Here is a 23,418-nt window from a genome sequence, read left to right as displayed (position 1 = left end):
CCATGGAAGTGCTCGCCTATCTGATCCCGATTTCCCTGTTTCTGGGCGGAATTGGCCTGGTTGCTTTTGTCTACACGGTCCGCTCGAACCAATACGAGGACCCCGAGGGCGACGCGCGCCGTATCCTCAGCGATGAATGGGACGACAAACCCAAGCAGTAGCTGGCTGAGGATGCAAAATCACAGTTGATCTCAACCGCCCTTGAAATTGCCGCAATGCCCGGCTATGTCCGGCCTATCCGCTAGCAGAGAGAACCCGCCAAATGGCCACCACCAACCCGATCCAGTTCATTCAGCAAGTTCGAGCCGAAGTTTCCAAGGTCGTCTGGCCGACCCGGCGCGAGGTGCTGTTGACCACGGTCATGGTGTTCATCATGGCTGCTCTGACCGCTGTTTTCTTTGCCTTGGTCGATCTGGGCATTCGTGGCGGCTTGCAACTGATCCTGGGCGCGTTCAGCTAACCGCACTCAGGCGCGGAAACACCGCAGCCCCCCTTGCACAGCGCGGAATCTCAGAGTAGTTCACACGGGACTATTCGGAATGGGCGTGTGGCGATTCGGGCTGCGCGCCGCTTTTTATTCCGGAACACGCGGACAGGCCGCGACAGGATTTCAATACAGGGCGAACCCGCAACGCGGGGCTTGGCCCAAGACAAACAAGGACGACAGGTTCATGGCGAAACGGTGGTACTCGGTCAGCGTTCTTTCGAATTTCGAAAAGAAGATCGCAGAGCAGATCCGCACGTCGGTGGCTGAACAGGGCCTTGAGGACGATATCGACGAAGTACTGGTCCCCACCGAAGAGGTGATCGAAGTGCGCCGGGGCAAGAAAGTCACGACCGAGCGTCGCTTCATGCCCGGCTACGTGCTGGTGCATATGGAAATGTCGGATCAGGGTTATCACCTGATCAACTCGATCAACCGCGTCACTGGCTTCCTTGGTCCCCAAGGCCGCCCAATGCCAATGCGCGACGCCGAAGTGAACCAGATCCTGAACCGCGTTCAGGAAGGTGAAGAAGCGCCTAAGCTGATGATTAGCTTCGAGGTCGGCGAGAAGGTCAAGGTCAACGACGGCCCGTTCGAAGATTTCGACGGCATGGTCGAGGGCGTGGACGACGAGAACCAGAAGCTCAAGGTCTCGGTTTCGATCTTTGGTCGGGAAACGCCGGTCGAGCTGGACTTTACGCAGGTCACCAAGCAGGGCTAAGCACGATCACGTTGCAAGCGGATGTTTGTGGCGTTTTGTGGTGCGAGGTATTTTGGTGATTTTGAGTCTTAAGGAGTGCACTGCCACTAACGGAAAAGAGCTCGAGCAACAAACCTATCTATTGGCGTATTTAGTAAAAAGAGTGCTCCAGAAAAGGGGTTTATTCAGTCGTTATCAAGTAAGTACTTTAGCGAGTCTGTGCTCTTAGCAAGCTAGAGTAAGAAAAGAACTCTGGCTTCTGCAGCGAACAAGTAGGAGCATGCGTTTGAAATCTGACTATGGTGCATATTGCGTCGTCGATAGTACTGTCTAAAGAATATTTTAAAAAGCTACTGCTTTACACGTATTTCGCTATGTGGCTATTCTTACTTATGGCTTTTCGTTCACGCAGATTTTTTATTGGTTCCTTTGGCGCGCTTGCCGTGTTTGCAGCTGGGGGTGCGGCTTACGTCGGGATTAGTAGATTTTACTCATCTACAGAACGCCTCCTCATCGATCCAGAGGGAAAGGACTTTGTGTACAGAGATGGTTTTCTAGTGAAAGTCTAGCATGTTTGTTAGTCAAAATTTTTTCGACAGTGAAACCCTACCTCCAGTAATTATTGTTGGTAGCGGTCCAGCAGGTATGACGCTGGGGTGCTCGCTGTTAGAAAAGAAAATTCCTTGCCTGATACTCGAAGCTGGAGACAGAGACTATGAGTCTGATATTCAAGACGATTACATTGGTGAGACTTCGGGTGACATTTACCACTCACTTGACATTACAAGACTCAGGCAGTTTGGAGGCAGTTCCAATCATTGGTCCGGTTGGTGCCGACCATTGGATGCTTGGGATTTTGATCCGGTCCCAAGTTTGGGAATTCCGGGTTGGCCGATAAGAAAGAGTGATCTGGACCCATACTCGGCTAAGGCAAACGAAATACTCGAAATCCCAAGCCCGATTGATCAACGGGTAAGCGATTCTATATTTGAATCTCGGTTTGTGCGCAGCCCGCCAGTAAGATTTGGAGAAAAGTATGAGGGATTGGTTAGGACTTCGAAATACTTAAATGTGGCGCTCCGCACCGCCGTAACTGCCATGTATGCGGAAGATGGGCGGATAGTTAGTTTAGAGTTTGTGGATTCAAGTGGATCAGTACGCAGGATTTCGCCAAAATTTGTGGTCCTCGCCTGCGGAGGCATCGAGAATTCTCGTTTACTATTGTGGTCAAATTTTGTGTCTTCGCAGCGTGTGGTCGCTCAACCGGGTTCTCTCGGCCGATACTGGATGGAGCACCCTCATGAAGTTGTTGGTAGGGTCAGCCTTTCGCGGCTAATTCACCAAAGGCAATTGCCTTCAGACTTGTTTTCCGTTTCGGTGACGGCCGATCGCTTAGTGAAACACGGAGCACTCAACGCTTCAATACGTTTACCTTATCCACGCGACCTTGGATTAAAGCAACGCATTAGGAAAGGATTCTGTGAACTCGATCCAGAACTCCTCGAGCTAGTCAGTTCTACCTTTGGAACAACGGCTAGGTGCACAGACCAACCATTGAAAGCTGTTTGGGAGCAAGCGCCTGATTTCGGCAATAGAGTAGCACTTTCCGAAACATCTCGTGACAGCTTTGGCAAGCCAAGATCTCACTTAATTTGGCGCAAAACGGCTCAGGACTATCGAACTGCTAGAGTCGCTTTCGAATTGGTCGCGACGCATATTGTGCGCACCGGTGCGGGGGTGGTTTGGGCTGCTCCACATCTTATTAAGTTGGGGGAATATCCGGAAGATGGTGAGATCGGCGGGCACCATCATATGGGTGGTACAAGAATGTCGAACTCGGCTGAGCATGGTGTAGTGGATGCCAATCTAAAGATACACGGAACCTCTAATGGGTATGTTGCGGGTTCTTCTGTTTTTGTCCGCGGAGGTCATGCAAATCCAACATATACGATCGTGCAACTCTCGCTGAGACTCTCCGATCACCTTGCAACGAAGTTGAGTAGCTAGGAAATTGCACACGATTGTTAGACTTAACTGGCGTCGAAACGGCCCTGATTTCAGACGCAACGCTCAGGTTGGTTAAAAAAGTCAAAGCTAAACTTGCCAACCTTGCCATTCCACTGTAAGCGACGCCTCTATCGTCTTCGGGCGAGATTCTCTCGTGGGAGGTTTTAGGGATCGCGATCCCGGATCGGACCACGCAACATAAACCGGGTGGGACGCGTCCTGCCTACGTTGAAAGGAAAACCAAATGGCTAAGAAGCTTGCTGGTACAATGAAACTGCAGGTTCCTGCAGGTCAGGCGAACCCGTCGCCGCCAGTTGGTCCAGCGCTGGGTCAGCGCGGCATCAACATCATGGAATTCTGCAAGGCGTTCAACGCCAAGACCGCAGACATGGAGCAAGGCGCTCCTTGCCCGACCGTCATCACCTATTATCAGGACAAGTCCTTTACCATGGACATCAAGACGCCGCCCGCGTCTTATTACCTGAAAAAAGCAGCTGGTCTGAAGCCGGTTGGCAAGCGTAACCGCCCTCGTGGTGCCGAGAACCCTGGTCGTGAGACCGTGGCCACCGTGACCACCAAGCAGGTTCGCGAAATCGCCGAAGCCAAAATGAAAGATCTGAACGCCAACGACGTCGAAGGCGCAATGCAGATCATCCTGGGCTCGGCCCGCTCTATGGGCATCGAGGTGAAGTAAGATGGCAAAACTCGGTAAACGTACCCGCGCTGCGCGCGAAGCTGTCGCCGGCAAAGAAAACCTGTCGGTTGAAGAAGCAGTTGCCCTGGTAAAAGGCAACGCGACCTCGAAATTCGACGAGACCATCGAAATCGCGATGAACCTGGGCGTTGACACGCGTCACGCAGACCAGATGGTTCGTGGCGTTGTTGGCCTGCCGAACGGCACCGGTAAAGCGATGCGCGTTGCAGTATTCGCGCGTGGCCCCAAGGCGGACGAAGCGAAAGAAGCTGGCGCAGATATCGTTGGCGCAGAAGACCTGATGGAAACCATCCAGGGCGGCACCATCGAATTCGATCGCTGCATCGCGACCCCTGACATGATGCCGATCGTTGGTCGTCTGGGTAAAGTTCTGGGCCCGCGCAACCTGATGCCGAACCCCAAAGTTGGCACCGTGACCATGGACGTGAAAGCGGCCGTGGAAGCAGCCAAAGGTGGTGAAGTTCAGTTCAAAGCTGAAAAAGGTGGCGTTGTGCACGCAGGCGTGGGCAAAGCGTCCTTCGACGAAGCCAAGCTGGCTGAAAACGTCCGTGCCTTCATCTCGGCTGTTGCGAAAGCCAAGCCGTCGGGCGCCAAAGGCACCTACATGAAGAAAATCGCACTCAGCTCGACCATGGGCCCGGGTGTGACTCTGGACGTGGCGGCTGCTGCGGGCGAATAAGCCCTAAAGCAGACGAAACAATCTTTGAAACCCGAGTAGCGCAAGCTGCTCGGGTTTTTTGCTGCCTTAGCGGAAGGTCTGTTGCAGGCGCAATTGCAGTCGGTCGCGTTTACGCAGTTCGAAATCGCTACAGGTGATGTCCGGTTGCCAGAGGCGAAGCCAGTCCTTCAGCAACCGGCCCCGCAGGCAGCAATCGAGAATCTGCGTGTCGATCGGGTGGCGATACTGGCGGAAGAACATCTCTTTGTTGCGGGTCAGAGCGCCGCTTCGGTCGACGTCCCTATCGGCCCCGTCCCGGAAGATATCCGCCTTCAGAAAGTCGACGATATCATAGACGGCGAGCTTGTCGCGGGCCTCGGTGAAATCCAGCCCGATGGCAGTTCCTTGGCCCATGATCAGGTTCAGGCCGTGAAAATCCCCATGTGAAAATACACGCAGGTCAGGGCGGTTTTTCAAGGATGCGGCTTCGGCCAGAAACACCTCGACCATGGGCTGGCTGATGTCTGAGATATGCGAGGGAACTTGGGTTGACTGCTCGCGTATGTTGTCGGTCATCCAACGCGGTCGAAATGCATAGTCGGTGGCGTTTTGAACCCCGTGGAGATCATGCAGCCACGACCCCGCACGGCGATAGACTTGCGCCACCTGGGCGTCGTCGTCGCTGTTGTAGATGATATCCGTCGCGGTTGGGCGTTCGACAAACTCGGTCACCATGAACGCGCCGCTTGGCGACATGTAGACGGGACGAACGACCCGATTGTTTTTGGACGTCTTGAAGTGTTCGGTCAGTTGCACCAGTTGGTTGAACTCTTTGCGGAGGCGTTCTGTTTCCGGCGACAAGGTATCAAGCTTCAGCGCATAGGAACGGTTCGCTGTTTCGACCTTCCACACTAGGCGGGTATCGGGAAAGGCATGGGATCGGCAGTGGAACCGGATCTGCGTGATGGGCGTGTTCAAACAGGCCTGCGTCAGTTCTTGAGCACAGGCGCTGGCCTTGTCGAATTCTTCCAGAGTAACCGCCGTCATTTTGCCTCAAGCCCGGAGTGTTTTCGGGCATTCATACCTGAGGTGACCGTAGCTGAAACCCACTGTCAATGACATTGCTGGCGTCTATTGACCCCTGGGCAGATCGTCCCGCATACAAAGGGTGTATTCCGCCTTGATGCCGCAAGCGCAAATAGGGGCAATTTACCCCTTGGAAACCCCTGCCATCTGCCCTAAGTAAGGCTGCGAAGTAAAGCGTGCGATTCGTCGTGCGCTTTATTTCGTTTCGTCCAAGACGGTGGGTGGTGCCATATGGCCCCTTAATTCCCTGCCTGAGACGGGTAAGACCAAAGAATTCTGAGGGTCCCACCCTCGGGCGCATTTTGGCCAATCCCGTAACAACGGACCTGAACGCCGGGGTTAACCCCTCGGCAAATATGAGCCGGGGTGAGTGATCGCCCCAAACTTGGAGAGAACTGTGGATAGAGCCCAGAAAGAGAAAGTGGTCGAGGAACTCGGCCAAATCTTCGAAAGCTCTGGCGTCGTAGTGGTTGCTCACTACGCCGGTCTGACAGTTGCCGAGATGCAGGACCTTCGCGCACGTGCTCGTGACGCGGGTGGCTCCGTGCGTGTTGCCAAGAACAGGCTCGCCAAAATCGCCCTTGAGGGTAAGCCGTGTGAAAGCATGGCCGACCTGCTGACAGGGATGACCGTTCTGACCTATTCCGAGGACCCCGTGGCAGCAGCCAAGGTGGCCGAGGACTTCGCCAAAGAGAACCAAAAGTTCGAAATCCTTGGCGGTGCAATGGGCGAGAACGCTCTGGACCGGGCTGGTGTTACAGCCGTGTCGAAAATGCCGTCGCGTGAAGAGCTTATTGCTACGATCGCTGGTATGCTTGGCGCGCCTGCTTCGAACATCGCCGGTGCAATTGGCGCACCTGCAAGCAACATCGCAAGCATCCTTTCCACCATCGAAGAGAAGGCGGAAGCTGCGTAAGCGGTTGGCACTGAATGATCTGCGTAGGGGATACCCCCTGACGTTGGAACACACACTGTAAACGGAAAGAGCTGATAAAATGGCTGATCTGAAAGCACTCGCAGAAAGCATCGTGGGTCTGACCCTGCTGGAAGCACAAGAACTGAAAACCATCCTCAAAGACGAATACGGCATCGAGCCCGCAGCAGGCGGCGCAGTTGTCATGGCTGCTGGTGGCGACGCCGGCGGTGCAGCTGAGGAAGAAAAAACCGAATTCGACGTCGTTCTGAAGAACGCCGGCGCATCGAAAATCAACGTCATCAAAGAAGTTCGTGGCATCACCGGCCTGGGCCTGAAAGAAGCCAAGGAACTGGTCGAAGCCGGCGGCAAGATCAAAGAAGGCGTAGACAAAGCAGAAGCAGAAGACGTCAAAGCCAAGCTGGAAGCAGCTGGCGCCGAAGTCGAACTGGCCTAAGCTTAGTCTCTGGCGCATCGCTGATGTGCCGAAAAATTTGGCTGGGTCCGGAGAAATCCGGATCCAGCCGAACCTGTCTTAGAAAGGGCCTCAATTCGTGGGGCGTTTTTTAAGACACGGTTTTCGGATCGGGAGGCCGCCTTCGGGACGGTGGCCACGAATTGATCCGGGCGTGTCGTCTCGAATGTGCAAGATGCCGGGGCCCGACGGTGTCTTTGCCCGCTGAGAACATCGAAAGGTGACATCTGACATGGCTCAAACGTTCCTTGGCCAGAAACGTCTTCGTAAATATTACGGCAAAATCCGCGAAGTGCTGGAGATGCCGAACCTCATTGAGGTACAGAAATCTTCTTATGATCTTTTCCTGCGCTCCGGCGATGCAGAACAGCCCACAGACGGCGAAGGCATCAACGGTGTGTTCCAGTCGGTTTTCCCGATCAAGGATTTCAACGAAACCTCCGTTCTGGAGTTCGTGAAATACGATCTGGAAAAACCGAAATACGACGTCGAAGAGTGCATGCAGCGCGACATGACCTACAGCGCACCGCTGAAGGTCACTCTGCGTCTGATCGTGTTTGATGTCGATGAGGACACCGGCGCGAAATCGGTCAAAGACATCAAAGAACAGGACGTGTTCATGGGCGATATGCCCCTGATGACACCGAACGGGACGTTCATCGTGAACGGCACCGAGCGTGTGATCGTGTCCCAGATGCACCGCTCGCCCGGTGTGTTCTTTGACCACGACAAGGGCAAGACCCATTCCTCGGGCAAACTGCTGTTTGCCTGCCGCATCATCCCGTATCGCGGCAGCTGGCTGGACTTTGAGTTCGACGCCAAAGACATCGTCTTCGCCCGTATTGACCGTCGCCGCAAATTGCCTGTGACCACCCTGCTGTATGCACTGGGTCTGGATCAGGAAGCGATCATGGACGCGTATTACAACACCGTGTCCTACAAGCTGGACAAGAAGAAGGGCTGGGTCACACCGTTCTTCCCCGAGCGTGTGCGCGGCACCCGTCCGACCTATGATCTGGTTGACGCCAAATCCGGTGAAGTGATTGCCGAAGCGGGTAAGAAAGTCACTCCGCGCGCGGTCAAAAAGCTGATCGACGAAGGCACCGTCACCGATCTGCTGGTTCCGTTCGACCATATTGTTGGCAAATATGTCGCCAAGGACATCATCAACGAAGAAACCGGTGCGATCTATGTCGAAGCCGGTGACGAGCTGACGCTGGAATATGACAAGGACGGCGAGCTGATCGGCGGCACCGCGAAAGAGCTGATCGACGCAGGCGTCACCGATATTCCGGTTCTGGACATCGACAACGTCAACGTGGGTCCGTACATGCGCAACACCATGGCGCAGGACAAGAACATGAACCGCGAAAGCGCGCTCATGGACATCTACCGCGTCATGCGTCCGGGTGAGCCGCCCACCGTCGAAGCGGCCTCGGCCCTGTTCGACACCCTGTTCTTCGACGGCGAGCGTTATGACCTGTCCGCCGTTGGCCGCGTGAAGATGAACATGCGTCTGGCTCTGGATGCACCCGACACCCTGCGCACCCTGCGCCGCGAAGACATCGTGGCCTGCATCAAGGCGCTGGTGGAACTGCGTGACGGCAAAGGCGACGTGGACGACATCGACCACCTCGGCAACCGTCGTGTGCGTTCGGTCGGCGAACTGATGGAAAACCAGTACCGCGTTGGCCTGCTGCGCATGGAGCGCGCGATCAAAGAGCGTATGTCGTCGGTCGAGATCGACACCGTCATGCCGCAGGACCTGATCAACGCGAAACCGGCTGCTGCTGCTGTTCGCGAATTCTTCGGCTCGTCGCAGCTGTCGCAGTTCATGGACCAGACCAACCCGCTGTCGGAAGTAACCCACAAACGCCGCCTCTCGGCGCTTGGCCCCGGTGGTCTGACGCGCGAGCGTGCGGGCTTTGAGGTGCGCGACGTACACCCGACCCACTATGGTCGGATGTGCCCGATTGAAACGCCGGAAGGTCCGAACATCGGTCTGATCAACTCGCTGGCCACCTTTGCCCGGGTGAACAAGTATGGCTTCATCGAAACACCCTACCGCGTCGTTAAAGACGCCGAGGTGACCGATGAGGTTCACTACATGTCCGCGACCGAGGAAATGCGTCACACCGTGGCGCAGGCGAACGCGACTCTGGATGCCGATGGCAAGTTCATCAACGATCTGGTGTCGACACGTCAGGCCGGTGACTACACCCTCGCCCCGCGCGAGAATGTGGACCTGATCGACGTGTCGCCGAAACAGCTGGTTTCGGTCGCTGCATCGCTGATCCCGTTCCTTGAAAACGACGACGCTAACCGCGCTCTGATGGGCTCGAACATGCAACGTCAGGCGGTTCCGCTGCTGCGGGCCGAAGCGCCGCTGGTCGGCACCGGGATCGAGGAAAAGGTTGCGATCGACTCGGGTGCTGCGATTCAGGCGAAGCGCGCAGGTATCATCGACCAGGTTGATGCCCAGCGTATCGTTATTCGGGCCACCGAAGATCTGGAACTGGGCGACGCTGGCGTTGACATCTATCGTCTGCGCAAATTCCAGCGGTCGAACCAGAACACCTGCATCAACCAGCGTCCGCTGATCAAAGTGGGTGACACTGTCCAGAAGGGTGAGGTCATTGCCGACGGTCCGTCGACCGATATGGGTGAACTGGCTCTGGGTAAGAACGTGGTCGTCGCGTTCATGCCGTGGAACGGCTACAACTACGAAGACTCGATCCTGATCTCGGAGCGTATCGCGCGTGACGACGTCTTCACCTCGGTCCATATCGAGGAATTTGAAGTCGCCGCCCGTGACACCAAACTGGGTCCGGAAGAGATCACCCGCGACATTCCGAATGTCGGTGAAGAAGCGCTGCGCAACCTCGACGAGGCGGGCATTGTTTACATCGGTGCGGATGTTGAGCCGGGCGATATTCTGGTCGGTAAGATCACTCCGAAGGGCGAAAGCCCGATGACCCCGGAAGAAAAGCTGCTGCGCGCCATCTTTGGTGAAAAAGCATCTGACGTGCGCGACACATCGCTGCGCGTGAAGCCGGGCGATTACGGTACGGTCGTGGAAGTCCGCGTCTTCAACCGTCACGGTGTCGAGAAAGACGAACGTGCGCTGCAGATCGAGCGTGAGGAAGTCGAACGTCTGGCCCGTGACCGGGACGACGAGCTGGCGATCCTCGACCGCAACATCTATGCGCGTCTGCAAGGCCTGATCCTGGGTAAAACCGCTGTCAAAGGCCCGAAAGGCGTCAAGGCAGGCTCGGTGATCACCGAGGAACTGCTGGAAACCCTGACCCGTGGTCAGTGGTGGCAGCTGGCACTGGAAGGCGAGCAGGACGCACAAATCGTTGAGGCTCTGAACGAGCAGTACGAAGTGCAAAAGCGTGCTCTGGACGCCCGTTTCGAAGACAAGGTCGAGAAAGTCCGTCGTGGCGACGATCTGCCGCCGGGCGTGATGAAGATGGTCAAAGTCTTCATCGCCGTGAAGCGCAAGCTTCAGCCGGGCGACAAGATGGCCGGTCGTCACGGGAACAAGGGTGTGATCTCCAAGGTTGTTCCGATGGAAGACATGCCGTTCCTGGCAGATGGTACTCCGGTAGACTTCTGTCTGAACCCGCTTGGTGTGCCTTCGCGTATGAACGTTGGTCAGATTTTGGAAACCCACATGGGTTGGGCCGCACGCGGTCTGGGTCTGAACATCGATGACGCTCTGGGTGAATACCGCCGCTCCGGCGACCTGACCCCGGTGCGCGAAGCGATGAAGCTGGCCTATGGCGAGAATGTCTACGAAGAAGGCATCACCGGTCTGGACGAGGATGGCCTGATCGAGGCTGCGGGCAACGTGACCCGTGGTGTTCCGATCGCCACCCCGGTCTTCGACGGTGCCAAAGAGGCTGACGTCAACGACGCGCTGGTGCGTGCGGGCTTCTCGGAAAGCGGTCAGTCGGTTCTGTTCGACGGTCGTACCGGTGAGCAATTCGCGCGTCCGGTGACCGTGGGCATCAAGTACCTGCTGAAACTGCACCACCTGGTGGACGACAAGATCCACGCGCGTTCGACCGGTCCGTACAGCCTGGTGACCCAGCAGCCGCTGGGTGGTAAGGCGCAGTTCGGTGGTCAGCGCTTTGGTGAGATGGAAGTCTGGGCTCTGGAAGCTTACGGCGCCGCCTACACCCTGCAGGAGATGCTCACCGTGAAATCGGATGACGTCGCCGGCCGGACCAAGGTCTATGAGTCGATCGTCAAGGGCGAGGATAACTTTGAAGCGGGCGTACCGGAATCGTTCAACGTTCTGGTTAAAGAAGTCCGTGGCCTCGGCCTGAATATGGAACTCCTGGATGCGGAGGTTGAGGAGTAAGGGCGCTGCCCTTTCTCCCGTCCCCCCTTCCGCAAGATTTGAGGTAACAAATGAACCAGGAAATCACCAACAACCCGTTCAACCCGCTGACGCCACCGAAGGTTTTCGACGAGATCAAGGTCTCGCTGGCGTCGCCTGAGCGGATTCTGTCTTGGTCCTATGGCGAGATCAAGAAACCCGAAACCATCAACTACCGAACGTTCAAGCCCGAGCGTGACGGTCTGTTCTGCGCGCGTATCTTTGGCCCGATCAAAGATTACGAATGTCTGTGCGGCAAATATAAGCGAATGAAGTATCGCGGCGTTGTCTGCGAGAAATGCGGTGTGGAAGTCACCCTGCAAAAAGTCCGCCGCGAGCGTATGGGCCATATCGAACTGGCTGCGCCCGTCGCACACATCTGGTTCCTGAAATCGCTGCCGTCCCGCATCGGTCTGATGCTGGACATGACGCTGCGCGATCTGGAACGCGTTCTGTACTTTGAAAACTACGTCGTCATCGAGCCCGGTCTGACTGACCTGACCTACGGCCAGATGCTGACCGAAGAAGAGTACATGGACGCGCAGGATGCCTATGGCATGGACGCGTTCACCGCGAATATCGGTGCTGAAGCCATCCGTGAAATGCTGGCCCAGATCGATCTGGAAGCCGAAGCCGAGCAGCTGCGCGCTGATCTGGCCGAAGCAACCGGCGAACTGAAGCCCAAGAAGATCATCAAGCGCCTGAAGGTTGTCGAATCCTTCCTCGAGTCGGGCAACCGACCCGAGTGGATGGTGATGACCGTGATCCCGGTCATCCCGCCGGAACTGCGTCCGCTGGTTCCGCTGGATGGTGGCCGTTTTGCGACCTCGGATCTGAACGATCTGTATCGCCGCGTCATCAACCGGAACAACCGTCTGAAGCGTCTGATCGAACTGCGCGCACCTGACATCATCGTCCGCAACGAAAAGCGGATGTTGCAGGAATCCGTGGATGCTCTGTTCGACAACGGCCGTCGTGGCCGCGTGATCACCGGCGCCAACAAACGTCCGCTGAAATCGCTGTCGGACATGCTGAAAGGTAAGCAGGGTCGCTTCCGTCAGAACCTTCTGGGTAAGCGGGTCGACTTCTCGGGCCGTTCGGTCATTGTGACCGGTCCGGAACTCAAGCTGCACCAGTGTGGTCTGCCCAAGAAGATGGCGCTGGAGCTGTTCAAGCCGTTCATCTACTCGCGCCTTGAAGCCAAGGGTCTGTCTTCGACCGTGAAACAGGCGAAGAAACTGGTCGAGAAAGAGCGTCCCGAGGTGTGGGATATCCTCGACGAGGTGATCCGTGAACACCCTGTCATGCTGAACCGTGCGCCGACGCTGCACCGTCTTGGCATTCAGGCGTTTGAACCGGTCCTGATCGAAGGCAAAGCCATCCAGCTGCACCCGCTGGTCTGTTCGGCCTTTAACGCTGACTTCGATGGTGACCAGATGGCCGTTCACGTCCCGCTGAGCCTTGAGGCCCAGCTGGAAGCCCGTGTTCTGATGATGTCGACGAACAACGTTCTGTCGCCTGCAAACGGCGCACCGATCATTGTTCCGTCGCAGGATATGATCCTGGGCCTCTACTATGTGACGCTGGAACGCGAAGGCATGCCGGGTGAAGGCAAGGTCTTTGGTTCGATCGACGAAGTTCAGCACGCGCTGGATTCCGGCGAAGTGCATCTGCACTCGAAAATCACCGCGCGGATCACGCAGATCGACGACGAAGGCAACGAAGTTCAGAAGCGCTATGAAACCACTCCAGGCCGTCTGCGTCTGGGTGCGTTGCTGCCGATGAACAACAAAGCGCCGTTCGATCTGGTCAACCGCCTGCTGCGGAAGAAAGAAGTGCAGCAGGTTATCGACACCGTCTACCGTTACTGCGGTCAGAAAGAGTCGGTTATCTTCTGTGACCAGATCATGTCGATGGGCTTCAAAGAAGCGTTCAAGGCGGGCATCTCGTTCGGTAAGGACGACATGGTTATCCCGGACGACAAGTGGGGCATCGTCGATGACACCCGCGGTCAGGTGAAGGACTTTGAACAACAGTACATGGACGGCCTGATCACTCAGGGCGAAAAGTACAACAAAGTTGTCGATGCATGGTCGAAGTGTAACGACCGCGTCACCGAGGCGATGATGTCGACGATCTCGTCGTCGGATCGGGCTGAGGACGGCTCCGAGCAGGAACCGAACTCGGTCTACATGATGGCCCACTCGGGCGCGCGTGGCTCGGTCACTCAGATGAAACAGCTTGGCGGTATGCGCGGCCTGATGGCTAAGCCGAACGGTGACATCATCGAAACGCCGATCATCTCGAACTTTAAAGAAGGTCTGACCGTTCTCGAGTACTTCAACTCGACCCACGGTGCCCGTAAGGGTCTGTCGGATACCGCTCTGAAGACGGCGAACTCGGGTTATCTGACCCGTCGTCTGGTGGACGTGGCGCAAGACTGTATCGTTCGTGAGATCGACTGTGGCACCGAGCGTGCGATCACTGCCGAAGCAGCCGTGAACGACGGTGAGGTTGTTGCCTCGCTGGCTGAACGTGTGCTCGGTCGTGTGGCGGCTGACGATGTTCTGCGTCCGGGCACCGATGAGGTGATCGTGGCCGCAGGTCAGTTGATCGACGAACGTATGGCTGACACCATTGATGAGGCCGGTGTTGCCTCGATGCGCATCCGCTCGCCTTTGACCTGTGAGTCCGAGGAAGGTGTCTGTGCCACCTGCTACGGTCGTGACCTTGCGCGCGGAACCATGGTGAACACAGGTGAAGCTGTCGGCATCATCGCTGCGCAGTCCATCGGTGAACCCGGTACACAGCTGACCATGCGGACCTTCCACATCGGAGGTGTTGCGCAAGGTGGCCAGCAGTCGTTCCAGGAAGCCAACCAGGAAGGCGTTGTCGCGTTCGAGAACCCGCAGATCCTGGTCAATGCCGCAGGTGAAAGCCTGGTCATGGGCCGGAACATGAAGCTGGTGATCAACGACGAACATGGCGAAGAGCGGGCCAGCTTCAAGCTGGGCTATGGCTCCAAACTGTTCGTCAAGGACGGCACCAAGGTGGCCCGTGGCGACAAGCTGTTCGAATGGGATCCCTACACCCTGCCGATCATCGCCGAGAAAGCCGGTACCGCGAAATATGTCGACCTGGTTTCGGGCCTTGCTGTCCGCGACGAGACCGACGAAGCAACCGGTATGACCCAGAAGATCGTGATCGACTGGCGCGCGGCCCCCAAAGGCAGCGACCTCAAGCCCGAGATCATTCTGGTCGGCGAAGATGGCGAACCGGTCCGCAACGATGCGGGCAACCCGGTTCACTATCCGATGTCGGTGGATGCGATCCTGTCGGTCGAAGACGGTCAGAAAGTCGAAGCCGGTGACGTTGTCGCGCGTATCCCGCGCGAAGGTGCCAAGACCAAGGACATCACCGGTGGTCTGCCGCGTGTGGCCGAACTGTTCGAAGCACGTCGTCCGAAAGATCACGCGATCATCGCAGAAGCCGATGGTTACGTGCGCTTTGGTCGCGACTACAAGAACAAGCGCCGCATCAGCATCGAACCGGCTGACGAGTCCATGGAGACCATCGAGTACATGGTACCCAAGGGCAAGCACATCCCGGTCGCCGAAGGGGACTTCATCCAGAAGGGTGAGTACCTGATGGACGGTAACCCGGCTCCGCATGACATCCTGTCCATCATGGGTGTCGAAGCGCTGGCGGATTACATGATCGACGAAGTGCAGGACGTGTATCGTCTGCAGGGCGTGAAGATCAACGACAAGCACATCGAGGTCATCGTGCGCCAGATGCTGCAGAAGTGGGAGATCCTGGATTCAGGCGACACCACCCTGCTGAAGGGCGAACATGTCGACAAGCAAGAGTTCGACGCAGCCAACGAGAAGACCATTGCCCGCGGTGGTCGTCCGGCACAGGGCGAGCCGATCCTTCTAGGGATCACCAAAGCCTCGCTGCAAACGCGTTCGTTCATCTCGGCGGCGTCGTTCCAGGAAACCACTCGTGTGCTGACCGAAGCTTCGGTTCAGGGCAAGAAAGACAAGCTGGTTGGCCTTAAAGAGAACGTCATCGTTGGTCGCCTGATCCCTGCCGGTACCGGTGGTGCAACTCAGGCCGTCCGCCACATCGCGCAGTCGCGTGACAACGTGGTCATCGAAGCCCGTCGGGAAGAGGCCGAAGCCGCCGCTGCTCTGGCCGCGCCCAGCTTTGACGATGACATGGTAGGGGATGAGCTGGACGTTCTGGTGGAAACACCGGAAAGCCGCGAGTAACCCTCGGATCTGAGAGACAGAAAAGGCCCTGCGATTTCGCGGGGCCTTTTTGTTTGCGCCCACCTCGAAGCGCGTCTTCGCAAAGAAAATTATCAATGTGACCCGGTTTGTGGCATGGTTGCGCAAAGCAGAGGAGGGGGCCGCCATGACAACCCGGCAAACGCAAGGGCGCAAGCGCCTGTATGACAGCATTCTGGACACTGTCGGAGACACGCCCTGCGTGCGCATCAACAGAATCGCGCCCTCAAACGTGACGGTTTACGTGAAGTTCGAAGCGTTCAATCCGGCCAGTTCCGTGAAGGACCGTCTGGCGTTGAACATCATCGAAGCGGCCGAGCGGGACGGTCGGCTGAAACCGGGGCAGACGGTTGTTGAGGCAACCTCGGGCAATACCGGGATCGGATTGGCGATGGTCTGCGCGGCCAAGGGCTATCCTCTAGTTGTGACCATGGCCGACAGTTTTTCGGTCGAACGGCGCAAGCTGATGCGGTTCCTGGGGGCCAAGGTTGTCCTGACCCCGCGCGCCCAGAAAGGCTTCGGCATGTATACCAAAGCCAAAGAGCTGGCCGAACAGAATGGGTGGTTCCTCGCCAGCCAGTTTGAAACCCCGGCCAATGCCGACATTCATGAAAACACCACGGCGCGAGAAATTCTGGCGGATTTCGACGGGCAGAAGCTCGACTATTGGGTGACGGGTTATGGCACCGGCGGAACCGTCTCGGGCGTGGCGCGGGTTCTGAGGAAAGAACGCCCGGAGACAAAGATTATCCTGACGGAACCTGCGAATGCAGCGATTGTCTCGTCAGGCTATGTGAATACCCGCAACGACACGCACCAGCCGACCGAAAGCCATCCAAATTTCGAACCGCATCCGATCCAGGGCTGGACGCCTGATTTCATTCCTTGGGTCCTGCAGGAGGCCATAGACAACGTCTTCTATGATGAGTTGATCCCTGTGCCCGGCGCAGACGGTATTGCCTGGTCGCGCCGTCTGGCTGCGGAAGAGGGGATTTTTACCGGCATATCAGGTGGATCCACATTTGCGGTTGCGATGAAACTTGCAGAGACCGCTCCGGACGGATCGGTGATGCTGGTGATGCTTCCAGATACCGGTGAACGGTATCTTTCGACCCCGTTGTTTGAAGGGGTGGAGGAAGAGATGACGGAAGAGGAGATCACGATCTCCAAATCAACGCCATCGGCTCAGATGACGGACTGAAGCGACTGGAAAACAACCGGTTATAGTTGCTCTTCGTGAAAAAATTTTAGGATTGAGGCGCGCGAATTGACTTTGCGCCAGTTTGAAGCGTGAATACCGCCATTGTTTGAAGGCCGAGTATTGTTTGAATGAGTCCGAATGTTAAAGGCGCACTGCTTATGATGGCCAGCATGGCCGCATTTACAGTGAATGACACGCTGGTCAAAATCGCGCTGCGAGAACTGCCCTTGTTTCAGTTGGTTGCGATCCGAGGGGCTTTGGCGACGCTACTTGTTTATGGATTGGCGCGCCATCTTGGGGCGTTGCACCTGAATTTTTCACGGCATGACAAATGGCTGGTTTCCATTCGCTGTGTTGCCGAACTATCTGCGACGTTTTTCTTTCTGACCGCGCTCAAGAACATGCCGTTGGCGAATGTGACTGCGGTTCTTCAGGTGTTGCCGCTGACCGTGACCTTGGGGGCAGTTCTGTTCTTCTCGGAACATATAGGCTGGCGTCGCATCATGGCGATTGTTGTCGGGTTCATGGGCATGCTGCTGATCGTTCGGCCCGGCCCGGACGGGTTCAGCGTCTACGCGATCTATGCGTTGCTGGCCGTGGTCTCGGTGACGATCCGAGACTTGATCACCCGGCGCATGTCACCGCAGGTTCCATCACTGGTGGTGACCCTTGCCACTTCGCTGTCGATCTCGGTCGCGGCGGGTTTGGTGTCGATGTTTGAGGGCTGGGTCAACCTGTCCGGCGGCAATGCTGTTCTGGTGGCCTCGGCGGCTGTATTTGTCCTGATCGGATATCTATGCAGCGTGATGGTGATGCGAGAAGGCGAGGTTGGGTTTATCGCCCCTTTCCGATACTCCAGCCTGATTTGGGCCTTGGGGCTGGGCTGGGTGGTGTTTGGCGAATGGCCCGATGCGGTGACCTTGTTCGGCGCCGGGCTGGTTGTCGCGGCTGGCTTGTTTACCCTGTTCCGCGAAAGGACAACTCAGGGCGCGCCGTGAACCTGCCGGACGATGCTTTGATCAATGGCAAATCGGGCGATGAACTCTCCCTCAAGCTCGGGGCTGAGGGCCGAGAGTTCGCGGTCATAGTTGCGCGCCCCGCGTGAGTCGTTGAACCCGTTGAGCGAACGCACCCACATTGGTGCATCTGTATAGCTGACGATGGGCATGAAGCGGCCCATGCGATGATGGGTAAAGCTGATGATCGTCTGTTTGCAGCCGCCTGCGATATGCATCCCAAGACCCACGCCCAAAAGTGGTTTATGCGTCGGTTTCGCCGTGATCCCATCGGCATTCAGCCGGGCAAAGAAGCCTTGGTTGAAATCAATGCCGACAATGGTGTTGCGCTCCATCAGGCCTTTGCTGTCGCGGGCGGCTTCGCGCAGTCGCTCGACGAAATCCACGGATACGGCGTCGTCATCGTCATGGCGGAATTGGATGCAAGGCTGATCCGGATCCTTGCGGGCTGCGTTCAGAATATCCTTCATGATATGGCGATGCGATTTGTCGGCCCGGGGCGATTCCTGAACGATCCGGACTTGTTTCACATCTGCTGTCAGGTCGTGCAGCCGGTCATAGGCGTCTTTCGGCAGGCAGTCTCCGATCACCACCAGCAACTCGAAATCCTCATCGGTGTGTTCGCGAAAACAGGGCAGGGTTGAGGATTCAAACAGCCGGAATCTCTCTTCCAGACGGGCGGGGCTGTAGAGGTGACGACGCCGATCATCCAGGGTTTCATGTTCGGTCTGAAAGCTGCCAAGGGCCGGAAAGGAAAAGCGGCAAAGGCCGATAACCTGCATTTGTCATCCATCGCAAATCTGTTCTGCGCGCACTATGCCGGGCGATGCCTGCACCCGCAACGCCAGAAGAGGCTGGCCCGTGCTCGCAATCGTTGATATCACAGCGCAATCCGGCCAGTTTGGCGCCCAGATTTTCGCGCTGGGGTAAGTGCTGTTGACACTTGGGCCGACTCCCCCTATTACGCGCGTCATCTCGGTACCGGGGGCCGCCCCAAAACCGATTTCAGTAATGAACTGGTCAAGACCCGGACAATTTTGCAGTTCGCGTCCTCTGATAACCAACCGCGACGTTCACCTCGGAATGGGAACGCTCGCGGGTTTTGCGCTTGTGGACGCATAAGTGCAGCAAATTTAACCGCACGCAATGCGCGTGCATGTCATGTGTGTTGCAAAACGGGGAAGAAACCGGAATGCCAACTATTCAACAGCTGATCCGCAAGCCGCGGCAGCCCAAAGTAAAACGCTCGAAGTCCATGCACCTGGAGCAGTGCCCGCAGAAACGCGGCGTCTGCACCCGCGTGTACACCACCACACCGAAGAAGCCGAACTCGGCGATGCGTAAGGTTGCCAAGGTGCGCCTGACCAACGGGTTCGAGGTCATCTCGTACATCCCCGGTGAAAGCCACAACTTGCAGGAACACTCGGTTGTTCTGATCCGTGGCGGCCGTGTAAAAGACCTTCCCGGTGTGCGTTACCACATCCTGCGCGGTGTTCTGGATACTCAGGGCGTCAAAGATCGTAAGCAACGTCGTTCGAAATACGGCGCGAAGCGTCCCAAGTAAGAAGGAGAGGCTGATATGTCACGTCGTCACGCCGCCGAAAAACGCGAAGTCCTGCCTGACGCCAAATTTGGCGACAAGGTACTGACCAAATTCATGAACAACCTGATGATCGACGGCAAGAAGTCGGTTGCAGAGCGCATCGTTTACAACGCGTTTGACCGCGTTGAGAACAAAATCAAGCGCGCACCTGTCGAAGTATTCCACGAAGCACTCGACAACATCAAACCGTCGGTCGAGGTTCGCTCGCGCCGCGTTGGTGGTGCAACCTATCAGGTTCCGGTCGAAGTGCGCCCCGAGCGCCGCGAAGCACTGGCCATCCGTTGGCTGATCACTGCTGCGCGTGGCCGCAACGAAAACACCATGGAAGAACGCCTCGCCGGCGAACTGCTGGACGCTGTACAGTCCCGCGGTACCGCCGTGAAGAAGCGCGAAGACACCCACAAGATGGCCGAGGCGAACAAAGCCTTCAGCCACTACCGTTGGTAATTCAGAGGCTTATCAAAAATGGCACGCGAATATCCGCTCGAACTATACCGTAACTTCGGTATCATGGCGCACATTGACGCAGGTAAGACCACCTGCTCGGAGCGTATCCTGTATTACACTGGTAAATCCCACAACATCGGTGAGGTGCACGATGGTGCAGCCACCATGGACTGGATGGAGCAGGAGCAGGAACGCGGCATCACCATCACTTCGGCTGCGACCACCACTTTCTGGGAGCGCACCGAGGACGGTCAGACCGCCGATACCCCCAAGCACCGCCTGAACATCATCGACACCCCCGGCCACGTTGACTTCACCATCGAGGTTGAGCGTTCGTTGGCGGTTCTCGACGGTGCCGTCTGCGTTCTGGACGCAAACGCAGGTGTTGAGCCCCAGACCGAAACCGTGTGGCGTCAGGCTGACCGCTACAAAGTTCCGCGTATGGTTTTCGTCAACAAGATGGACAAGATCGGCGCAGACTTCTTCAACTGTGTTCGCATGATCGAAGACCGCACCGGCGCACGCGCTGTTCCGGTTGGTATTCCGATCGGCGCCGAATCCGAGCTGGAAGGTCTGATCGACCTGATCACCATGGAAGAGTGGCTGTGGCAGGGCGAAGATCTGGGCGCAAGCTGGATCAAAGCTCCTATCCGCGACAGCCTGAAAGACATGGCTGACGAATGGCGCGGTAAGATGATCGAAGCGGCCGTCGAAATGGACGACGATGCGATGATGGAATACCTGGAAGGCAATGAGCCCGACGTTCCGACCCTGCGCGCCCTGTTGCGCAAAGGTACTCTGGACATCGCGTTCGTTCCGGTTCTGGGTGGTTCGGCATTCAAGAACAAAGGCGTTCAGCCTCTGCTCAACGCTGTGATCGACTATCTGCCCAGCCCGCTGGACGTTGTTGATTACATGGGCTTCAAGCCCGGCGACGAGGAAGAAGTTCGTGACATCGCACGTCGTGCAGACGACGCGATGGCCTTCTCGGGTCTGGCGTTCAAAATCATGAACGACCCCTTCGTTGGCTCGCTGACCTTCACTCGGATCTACTCGGGCACCATGAACAAGGGTGACTCGATCCTGAACTCGACCAAAGGAAAGAAAGAGCGCATCGGTCGTATGATGATGATGCACTCGAACAACCGGGAAGAGATCGAAGAAGCGTTTGCAGGCGACATCATCGCGCTTGCGGGTCTGAAAGACACCACCACCGGTGACACCCTGTGTGACGCGAAGGATCCGGTGGTTCTTGAAACCATGACCTTCCCCGATCCGGTGATCGAAATCGCGGTTGAGCCCAAAACCAAGGGCGACCAAGAGAAGATGTCCCAAGGTCTGGCCCGTCTGGCCGCCGAAGACCCGTCCTTCCGTGTGGAAACCGACCTGGAATCGGGTCAGACCATCATGAAGGGCATGGGTGAACTTCACCTGGACATCCTGGTTGACCGTCTGAAGCGTGAGTTCAAGGTTGAAGCGAACATCGGTGCTCCTCAGGTGGCCTATCGCGAAACCATCTCAATGCCGGTCGAGCACACCTACACCCACAAGAAACAGTCGGGTGGTTCGGGTCAGTTCGGTGAGGTTAAACTCGAGATCACTCCGACCGAGCCGGGCGAAGGTTATTCGTTCGAAAGCCGCATCGTTGGTGGTGCCGTTCCGAAGGAATACATCCCGGGTGTCGAAAAAGGCATCCAGTCGGTTATGGACAGCGGCCCTCTGGCTGGCTTCCCCGTGATCGACTTCAAGGTTGCCCTGCTGGACGGTAAGTTCCACGACGTTGACTCGAGCGTTCTGGCGTTCGAAATCGCGGCCCGTATGTGTATGCGTGAAGGCATGCGCAAAGCTGGCGCGAAACTGCTGGAACCGATCATGAAGGTCGAAGTGATCACCCCGGAAGAATACACCGGCGGTATCATCGGCGACCTGACCTCGCGTCGTGGCCAGGTGTCTGGTCAGGAACCGCGCGGCAACGCGATCGCAATCGACGCGTTCGTTCCGCTGGCGAACATGTTTGGCTACATCAACACTCTGCGTTCGATGTCGTCGGGCCGTGCCCAGTTCACCATGCAGTTCGACCACTACGATCCGGTTCCGCAGAACATCTCGGACGAGATCCAGGCGAAATACGCATAACCAAAGATTTGAGGGAGCGTGGGTATCACGCTCCCTTCATTACCGAAAAAGGAGGCCATCATGGCAAAGGAAAAGTTTGAGCGTACAAAACCGCACGTCAACATCGGCACGATTGGGCACGTTGACCACGGCAAGACGACGCTGACCGCAGCGATCACCAAGTATTTCGGTGACTTCAAAGCGTATGACCAGATTGACGGTGCGCCGGAAGAGAAAGCGCGCGGCATCACCATCTCGACCGCCCACGTGGAATACGAGACCGAGAACCGCCACTACGCGCACGTTGACTGCCCCGGCCACGCCGACTACGTCAAGAACATGATCACCGGTGCTGCTCAGATGGACGGCGCGATCCTGGTTGTGAACGCTGCTGACGGCCCGATGCCGCAGACCCGCGAGCACATCCTGCTGGGCCGCCAGGTTGGCATCCCGAAGATGGTCGTGTTCCTGAACAAAGTTGACCAGGTTGACGACGAAGAGCTGCTGGAACTGGTTGAGATGGAAGTTCGCGAACTGCTGTCCAGCTACGAATACCCTGGCGACGATATTCCGATCATCGCAGGTTCGGCTCTGGCCGCGATGGAAGGCAACAAGCCTGAAATCGGCGAAGAGAAGATCAAGGAACTGATGGCGGCCGTTGATGAGTACATCGACACCCCTGAGCGTGCTGTTGACCAGCCGTTCCTGATGCCGATCGAAGACGTGTTCTCGATCTCGGGTCGTGGTACCGTTGTGACCGGTCGTGTTGAGCGCGGCGTGATCAACGTTGGTGACGAAATCGAAATCGTCGGCATCCGCGACACTTCGAAAACCACCTGCACCGGCGTTGAAATGTTCCGCAAGCTGCTGGACCGCGGTGAAGCGGGCGACAACATCGGCGCGCTGCTGCGTGGTGTTGACCGTGACGGCGTTGAGCGTGGCCAGGTTCTGTGTAAGCCGGGTTCGGTTACACCGCACACCAAGTTCGAAGCCGAAGCCTACATCCTGACCAAGGAAGAAGGCGGTCGTCACACTCCGTTCTTCGCGAACTACCGTCCTCAGTTCTACTTCCGTACAACTGACGTGACCGGCACCGTGACCCTGGCGGAAGGCACCGAGATGGTCATGCCCGGCGACAACGTGTCGTTCGGCGTTGAGCTGATCGCGCCGATCGCGATGGAGCAGGGCCTGCGCTTTGCGATCCGCGAAGGCGGCCGCACCGTCGGCGCCGGCGTTGTATCGAAAATCACTGAATAATTCGCGCAAGCGAATAATCAGACGGAAAGGGCGTCCCTCGGGACGCCCTTTTTCGTTTGAGC

At 56.9% G+C, this 23,418-nt stretch carries 18 protein-coding genes; 16 read left to right on the top strand and 2 right to left on the bottom strand.

The window, feature by feature from the left end; genetic code table 11:
• The first annotated feature begins 2 nt into the window (after positions 1 to 2).
• The 6 genes from ccoS to rplA all read left to right on the top strand — a co-directional run bounded on the left by ccoS (position 3) and on the right by rplA (position 4,585).
• Positions 3 to 161, top strand: a complete 159-nt coding sequence (gene ccoS, locus ACP15L_RS06255; RefSeq protein ID WP_170375394.1) for a cbb3-type cytochrome oxidase assembly protein CcoS — start codon at positions 3 to 5, stop codon at positions 159 to 161.
• 101 nt (positions 162 to 262) lie between these two features.
• Positions 263 to 460: a preprotein translocase subunit SecE gene (gene secE, locus ACP15L_RS06250; RefSeq protein WP_050605011.1), complete on the top strand. Its 198-nt coding sequence runs from the start codon at positions 263 to 265 to the stop codon at positions 458 to 460.
• Between the two features lie 211 nt (positions 461 to 671).
• Positions 672 to 1,205 (top strand): transcription termination/antitermination protein NusG, encoded by a 534-nt coding sequence (gene nusG, locus ACP15L_RS06245; RefSeq protein ID WP_117872965.1) that lies wholly within the window; start codon positions 672 to 674, stop codon positions 1,203 to 1,205.
• Positions 1,206 to 1,754: 549 nt separating this feature from the next.
• Positions 1,755 to 3,191 carry a GMC oxidoreductase gene (locus ACP15L_RS06240; RefSeq protein ID WP_425083524.1) on the top strand — a complete coding sequence of 479 codons (1,437 nt, stop codon included), beginning with the start codon at positions 1,755 to 1,757 and terminating at the stop codon, positions 3,189 to 3,191.
• A gap of 244 nt (positions 3,192 to 3,435) precedes the next feature.
• Positions 3,436 to 3,885, top strand: a complete 450-nt coding sequence (rplK, locus tag ACP15L_RS06235) for a 50S ribosomal protein L11 (protein WP_113791694.1) — start codon at positions 3,436 to 3,438, stop codon at positions 3,883 to 3,885.
• Position 3,886: 1 nt separating this feature from the next.
• Complete coding sequence (gene rplA, locus ACP15L_RS06230; protein ID WP_170375389.1) at positions 3,887 to 4,585, top strand: 50S ribosomal protein L1; 699 nt, start codon at positions 3,887 to 3,889, stop codon at positions 4,583 to 4,585.
• Between the two features lie 66 nt (positions 4,586 to 4,651).
• On the opposite strand, the gene ACP15L_RS06225 is transcribed toward rplA, so the two are convergent.
• On the bottom strand, positions 4,652 to 5,611 hold the full coding sequence (locus tag ACP15L_RS06225) for a phosphotransferase family protein (RefSeq protein ID WP_425083523.1): 960 nt from the start codon (positions 5,609 to 5,611) through the stop codon (positions 4,652 to 4,654).
• A gap of 436 nt (positions 5,612 to 6,047) precedes the next feature.
• On the opposite strand from ACP15L_RS06225, the gene rplJ reads away from it, so the two are divergent.
• The 6 genes from rplJ to ACP15L_RS06195 all read left to right on the top strand — a co-directional run bounded on the left by rplJ (position 6,048) and on the right by ACP15L_RS06195 (position 17,916).
• Positions 6,048 to 6,566, top strand: coding sequence for a 50S ribosomal protein L10 (rplJ, locus tag ACP15L_RS06220; protein ID WP_170375385.1), 519 nt, complete (start codon positions 6,048 to 6,050; stop codon positions 6,564 to 6,566).
• 79 nt (positions 6,567 to 6,645) lie between these two features.
• Positions 6,646 to 7,020 (top strand): 50S ribosomal protein L7/L12, encoded by a 375-nt coding sequence (gene rplL, locus ACP15L_RS06215; protein WP_008204003.1) that lies wholly within the window; start codon positions 6,646 to 6,648, stop codon positions 7,018 to 7,020.
• A gap of 250 nt (positions 7,021 to 7,270) precedes the next feature.
• Positions 7,271 to 11,407, top strand: coding sequence for a DNA-directed RNA polymerase subunit beta (rpoB, locus tag ACP15L_RS06210; protein ID WP_425083522.1), 4,137 nt, complete (start codon positions 7,271 to 7,273; stop codon positions 11,405 to 11,407).
• A 50-nt stretch (positions 11,408 to 11,457) separates the two neighbouring features.
• Positions 11,458 to 15,699: a DNA-directed RNA polymerase subunit beta' gene (rpoC, locus tag ACP15L_RS06205; protein WP_170471243.1), complete on the top strand. Its 4,242-nt coding sequence runs from the start codon at positions 11,458 to 11,460 to the stop codon at positions 15,697 to 15,699.
• A 145-nt stretch (positions 15,700 to 15,844) separates the two neighbouring features.
• Positions 15,845 to 16,918 (top strand): cysteine synthase A, encoded by a 1,074-nt coding sequence (cysK, locus tag ACP15L_RS06200; RefSeq protein ID WP_425083521.1) that lies wholly within the window; start codon positions 15,845 to 15,847, stop codon positions 16,916 to 16,918.
• Between the two features lie 170 nt (positions 16,919 to 17,088).
• Positions 17,089 to 17,916: a DMT family transporter gene (locus ACP15L_RS06195; RefSeq protein ID WP_425083520.1), complete on the top strand. Its 828-nt coding sequence runs from the start codon at positions 17,089 to 17,091 to the stop codon at positions 17,914 to 17,916.
• Here the strand turns inward: ACP15L_RS06195 and ACP15L_RS06190 are convergent.
• Positions 17,901 to 18,716, bottom strand: a complete 816-nt coding sequence (locus tag ACP15L_RS06190; protein ID WP_425083519.1) for a putative rhamnosyl transferase — start codon at positions 18,714 to 18,716, stop codon at positions 17,901 to 17,903. The two genes, ACP15L_RS06195 and ACP15L_RS06190, sit on opposite strands and share 16 nt — an antisense overlap.
• Positions 18,717 to 19,126: 410 nt before the next feature.
• Between ACP15L_RS06190 and rpsL the strand changes: the two genes are divergently transcribed.
• The 4 genes from rpsL to tuf are packed head-to-tail and all read left to right on the top strand — an operon-like array spanning position 19,127 to position 23,356.
• A complete protein-coding gene (rpsL, locus tag ACP15L_RS06185) occupies positions 19,127 to 19,498 on the top strand; it encodes a 30S ribosomal protein S12 (protein WP_005621086.1) in 372 nt (123 codons plus the stop codon).
• A gap of 15 nt (positions 19,499 to 19,513) precedes the next feature.
• Complete coding sequence (gene rpsG, locus ACP15L_RS06180; RefSeq protein WP_039529242.1) at positions 19,514 to 19,984, top strand: 30S ribosomal protein S7; 471 nt, start codon at positions 19,514 to 19,516, stop codon at positions 19,982 to 19,984.
• Positions 19,985 to 20,002: 18 nt separating this feature from the next.
• On the top strand, positions 20,003 to 22,120 hold the full coding sequence (gene fusA / locus ACP15L_RS06175) for an elongation factor G (protein WP_425083518.1): 2,118 nt from the start codon (positions 20,003 to 20,005) through the stop codon (positions 22,118 to 22,120).
• Positions 22,121 to 22,180: 60 nt separating this feature from the next.
• Positions 22,181 to 23,356 carry an elongation factor Tu gene (gene tuf, locus ACP15L_RS06170; RefSeq protein ID WP_170381019.1) on the top strand — a complete coding sequence of 392 codons (1,176 nt, stop codon included), beginning with the start codon at positions 22,181 to 22,183 and terminating at the stop codon, positions 23,354 to 23,356.
• Positions 23,357 to 23,418 lie beyond the last annotated feature (62 nt).

Origin of the sequence: Ruegeria profundi, assembly GCF_049800715.1 — a bacterium.
GTDB classification, from domain to species: Bacteria; Pseudomonadota; Alphaproteobacteria; order Rhodobacterales; family Rhodobacteraceae; genus Ruegeria; species Ruegeria profundi_A.
Note: the sequence above shows the minus strand (reverse complement) of the source record. Positions and strands in the feature narration are given on the sequence as shown.